Source organism: Draconibacterium sp. (assembly GCF_041583095.1).
Taxonomy (GTDB): Bacteria; Bacteroidota; Bacteroidia; order Bacteroidales; family Prolixibacteraceae; genus Draconibacterium.
On sequence record NZ_JBFHGM010000351.1, the window covers coordinates 1 to 4,518 of the forward strand.

At 44.0% G+C, this 4,518-nt stretch carries 4 protein-coding genes; 1 reads left to right on the forward strand and 3 read right to left on the reverse strand.

All coding sequences use genetic code 11. The features are described 5' to 3' along the window. Positions 1 to 660 precede the first annotated feature (660 nt). Positions 661 to 1,413, reverse strand: coding sequence for an S-methyl-5'-thioadenosine phosphorylase (gene mtnP / locus ABZB17_RS20770; RefSeq protein ID WP_372653255.1), 753 nt, complete (start codon positions 1,411 to 1,413; stop codon positions 661 to 663). Positions 1,414 to 1,417: 4 nt separating this feature from the next. Next, positions 1,418 to 2,524, reverse strand: a complete 1,107-nt coding sequence (mtnA, locus tag ABZB17_RS20775; protein ID WP_372653257.1) for an S-methyl-5-thioribose-1-phosphate isomerase — start codon at positions 2,522 to 2,524, stop codon at positions 1,418 to 1,420. 92 nt (positions 2,525 to 2,616) lie between these two features. Between mtnA and ABZB17_RS20780 the strand changes: the two genes are divergently transcribed. Beyond that, on the forward strand, positions 2,617 to 3,240 hold the full coding sequence (locus ABZB17_RS20780; RefSeq protein WP_372653260.1) for an HAD family hydrolase: 624 nt from the start codon (positions 2,617 to 2,619) through the stop codon (positions 3,238 to 3,240). On the opposite strand, the gene ABZB17_RS20785 is transcribed toward ABZB17_RS20780, so the two are convergent. After that, on the reverse strand, positions 3,232 to 4,518 hold a 1,287-nt coding region (locus tag ABZB17_RS20785), incomplete at its 5' end, for a peptidylprolyl isomerase (RefSeq protein ID WP_372653263.1). The genes ABZB17_RS20780 and ABZB17_RS20785 overlap by 9 nt on opposite strands.

Below are 4,518 nucleotides of genomic sequence, written 5' to 3' on the forward strand. Positions count from 1 at the left end.
GATTCTACTCTTTGGTTTAGCCCAAAGAGTAGACAGAAAACCCAAGGCTGCGCCCGCTTCCCTCGGAAAAGCTACGCGATGCCAGCTAAAATTCCTGAAACTCGTCGTACCTCCTCAAACATCAGTAATTTTTTACGCCGTCAACGCTTGTTTTCCGGTTCACCGGCCGAGGCCAGGCTCCGATGTTGCTAACGTTGCATCAGTGGAAGGCCTCTTTTGGTCGTTGCCCGGAGTTGACATGAAACCTTAGTAAGAGCGGGAAGCTCCGAGGAATCGAGGAGATCACCCGTCCGAATTTAGGTTTTATGAAAATGGAGGGTAAAGATCAAAAGCAGCCTTGACTTTTTTGTATCGTTTTTGTGTCAAAACAAAAATGATAGCCTCCGGCAGGAAAAGGCAATAGTCTTCAAATGAGATATTATCAATCTTGCCTCCACCAAGATCAAATTTTAACTCACATTTATGAGATCAGATTTTTATAATAAAAAAGCGGCGCTCGCAAGAGTGCCGCCGGAAACTGAATAGCCAAACAATCAAAGTTGGCTGAAATATTTAGTATTAACTGAACGGTTATAAAAACTGCGTTTCATGGCATTGAGGCAGTTGTATCAGGTTTTACAAATGCTGTGCCAAAAATGCAGCAAAACCATTCAATACATACTATTTTTGCAGCGATGCGATCGTGTTTTGCAACAGCGCAATTACGTGCCTAACATTCTCATTAAATACTTTCAACACCTCTTCCCACGTAACAGGCGCTTCATCCACATTCCAACAATCGTAGTCGGTACTAAGAGCCACTGCCGCATACGGTATTTCCAGCTCATTAGCCAGTGCACACTCGGGTGCTGTCGACATATTTATAACATCGGCACCCCACATACGAAACATATTCGATTCGGCACGTGTTGAAAAGCGCGGTCCCTCAATAGTTATTACCGTTCCGGATTTATGAAATGCAAGGTCCAAATCTTTGGCATTTTCAATTAAAGCACGACGCAGGTGCCAGTTAAACGGATCTGCCATTGCCGGGTGGTTAAGTTTTCCATCTTCAAATTCTTCCACAAAGCTGTTTTTCCGGAACCGGGTAAAATCAATAAACTGATCGAGCATCACAATGTCGCCGCGGCCAATCTCCAAACGCAGACTTCCGCATGCGGTGGTGGCCAAAATGTGTGTACATCCCAGTTCTTTTATGGCCCAGATGTTGGCCCGGTTATTCACTGCCGAAGGCGGAATCGAATGATCGCGGCCATGCCTCGACAAAATAGCCACTTCAACGCCACCAATTTTGCCGCATTTAAACGACGATGAAGACGCACCATATGGCGTTTCAACACTTACCTCTGTTACATCTTTCAGGATAGCAGGATCTTCCAGGCCGGAGCCTCCTATTATTGCAATTTTTTTCATAGCTTTATCTGTTAATTTTCTCGGGATACAATTTTAAAATACTCTGTTTATCAGCTTTACAAATGCCCCGTTCCGATATCAATCCACTCACCAGCCGCGCTGGAGTTACATCAAAACCATAATTGGCAACCTCACTATTTTCAGGAATTAAACGCACCGACTTTATTTGCTCATTATGCCAGCCTTCAATCTCCGCCACCTCATCGCCCGCTCGTTGCTCGATGGGAATTTCCTTCACTCCGTCATTCATACCCCAATCGAAGGTACTCGACGGCAAAGCCACATAAAAAGGCACGTTATTATCGTGAGCTGCCAGCGCTTTCAAATACGTTCCGATTTTATTGGCCACATCGCCGGTAACAGTTGTTCGGTCGCTGCCAACAATTACCATATCTACCATGCCGTGTTGCATTAAATGCCCACCGGCGTTGTCGGGAATAACCGTGTGCGGCACTCCTTGTTCGCCCAGTTCGTAAGCTGTCAGTCGTGCTCCCTGGTTTCGAGGGCGTGTTTCGTCGACCCAAACATGCACCGGAATTCCTTTTAAATGCGCTTTATAAATAGGTGCGGTTGCAGTGCCCCAATCGATACAGGCCAACCAGCCGGCATTACAGTGGGTTAGAATATTCACCGCACTTCCCTTCTTTTTATAAATTTCCTTTACAATTTCCAGCCCGTACTCCCCTATTTTATCGCCAAATTCTATTTCCTGCTGTTTTAATTCGCCGGCTTTTGCCAGAACCTTTTCAATCAATTCGGATTCATCTTTATTCGCCAGAATAAAGGCCAGCATTTCATCAACCGCAAACGCCAGATTTACCGCCGTTGGTCGCGATGATTTTAAATACTCAGCTACCCGTATTAAGTCTTCTTCCCAAGTTTTATTTTTTAGTTGAAGAACTGCCAGGTACATGCCATAAGCGGCGGTAACTCCGATTAACGGCGCACCACGAACCACCATTTCTTTAATGGCAAAAAAAGCATCGTGGGCTGAACGCATGGCAAAAGTTTCGAAGACAAACGGCAATTTTCGCTGATCGATCACCTGAATAATTGTTGGGTCATCGGCGTCAACCCAAATAGTATGATAATGTTTTCCCTGAATTTGCATTACTGATAAACTTCCTGTAGTTTCTAAAGTTTAATATGAAGTTAAAAAAGATTTTCCCTAAATGCTTACTTTCGTGAAATAAATTTAGAGAAATGAAGGCAGACCTTACGAACATAAAAAATATCATTTTTGATTTGGGACGCGTGTTGTTAAACCTTGATTTTGATGCTTCGATAAAAGCCATTCAAAAGCTTGGCAGCGATGGAGCAATTCTCGACCACAAAAACGCGTACGCCGACCCGATTTTCTACAACCTTGAAGTTGGAAAAATAACTCCCGCGGATTTTAGAAGCGGCGTACGAAAACTGCTTCAAAACGAACAAATTACCGACACCCAAATTAACGAAGCCTGGTCTGCGATGGTTCTTGACATTCCGGCGCATCGTGTAAAAAAGGTACAGGAGCTCAGCAAAAACTACAGCCTTTATTTGTTTAGCAACACCAATCAAATTCATATCGACCAATTACTTTTTGAATTTAAGGCGCAACATGGCTTTGATTTCCCGTCGCTGTTTAAAGCGGTTTATTATTCGCACGAGATTCACGACCGCAAACCGGAAATCAGTTCGTACGAAAAAGTAATTGCACTATCGGGTGTTGATCCTGAAGAAACGTTGTTTATCGACGATCTGGAAAAGAACATCGATGCCGCGCAAAAAGCCGGATTAAATACTTTCTGGTTACAAAATGGGATGGAAATGACGGAGCTATTTTAAGATGCGAACCCGTTTTATCCGGATATCTTCAATCGGCCGCCAACGTCGGTCGGTTTCTACCTGAACGATTTTATCCACCACATCCATTCCTGAAGTTACCTGCCCAAAAATGGTGTAACTGCCATCGAGGTGAGGTGCGCCGCCTATGGTTTTGTAGACCTGTCGCTGCTCGGCCGAGAACTTGTAATTATTGATTTCTTCCAACTCATCCAAACCTTTATCAAAATATTTCCGCCCTGATACGATGTAAAACTGCGATCCATCTGAACGTTGTCGTTCATTTTCAGTATCCGGTTTTCGTGGCGAACCAATCATTCCGCGTTTATGATACAAACCGGGAACAATATGCGCCGGAATGGTGTAACCCGGGCCTTTCCACCCCACATTTGCACCGGGCACGGCATAGCGGGTATCAGCGGCACCACTCTGTATTCCAAAATCTGCAATTACCCGGTGAATCAACAAACTATCGAAATAATGTTCTTTCGCCAGCCGGATAAAATTATCGCGGTACTCGGGTGTTTCGTTAAAAAGTTTTATGGTGATATCGCCGTAATCCGTTTCCAGAACAAGTCCTTTTATTTTTCGATTTTCCGCAGCAATCTTTTCGTTCGATGTATTTTTTAACATCTCCAAAGGCTCGGGAGTATCGTTTTTCTTTCGCAGCATCGCTGCAATAAATTCTGCCGGAATGGCAAAACTCTGCAATTCGAAATTAACGGTTCCTGAATATGCCACTCCAATTGCTTTTCCGGTTGACACAAAAATTGGGGCTCCAAACTGCGATGTCCGAATCTTGTTGGTGATGCGGAACAACCTCGTCCCCCTGATATTGGCAAGGTTTATAATTTTCCCCGTAAAAAGCTGCAGGGTTTTCCCGGTTTTAGGTGCCACATAAAACGATTTGGCGAAATTGGGTAAAGTGTCTTTGTGCAACTCAATGGGCTCACGACTTATGCTGTCAACTTTTAATATAATCAGGTCGTTTATACGATCGAAAGCCACAAAACTATGTGCGGTGTATTTCTTATTCTCATCAAACGGCTGAACCTTAACATTGGTAGCCTGATTGATCAAGGAATATTTGGTAACCAACAGATCTTCGCCAACAAAAAATCCCTGCCCCGATTCCAGAATTCGGTCCCCGTCATACGAATCGATTTTTGCTATAGACCGCATCAATTCATTCCAGATATCCTGTTGTTCATTCGCAGCAGCGTCCGGTTTGGCTTTTGTTTCCTCCTGCTGCTTTGTTTGCTTTTTTTCTTTCTTTCCACA

Coding starts and splice junctions, on each gene's coding strand:
- mtnP (WP_372653255.1), bottom strand. CDS start 1,413: ATGAAAAAAATTGCAATAATAGGAGGCTCCGGCCTGGAAGATCCTGCT.
- mtnA (WP_372653257.1), bottom strand. CDS start 2,524: ATGCAAATTCAGGGAAAACATTATCATACTATTTGGGTTGACGCCGAT.
- ABZB17_RS20780 (WP_372653260.1), top strand. CDS start 2,617: ATGAAGGCAGACCTTACGAACATAAAAAATATCATTTTTGATTTGGGA.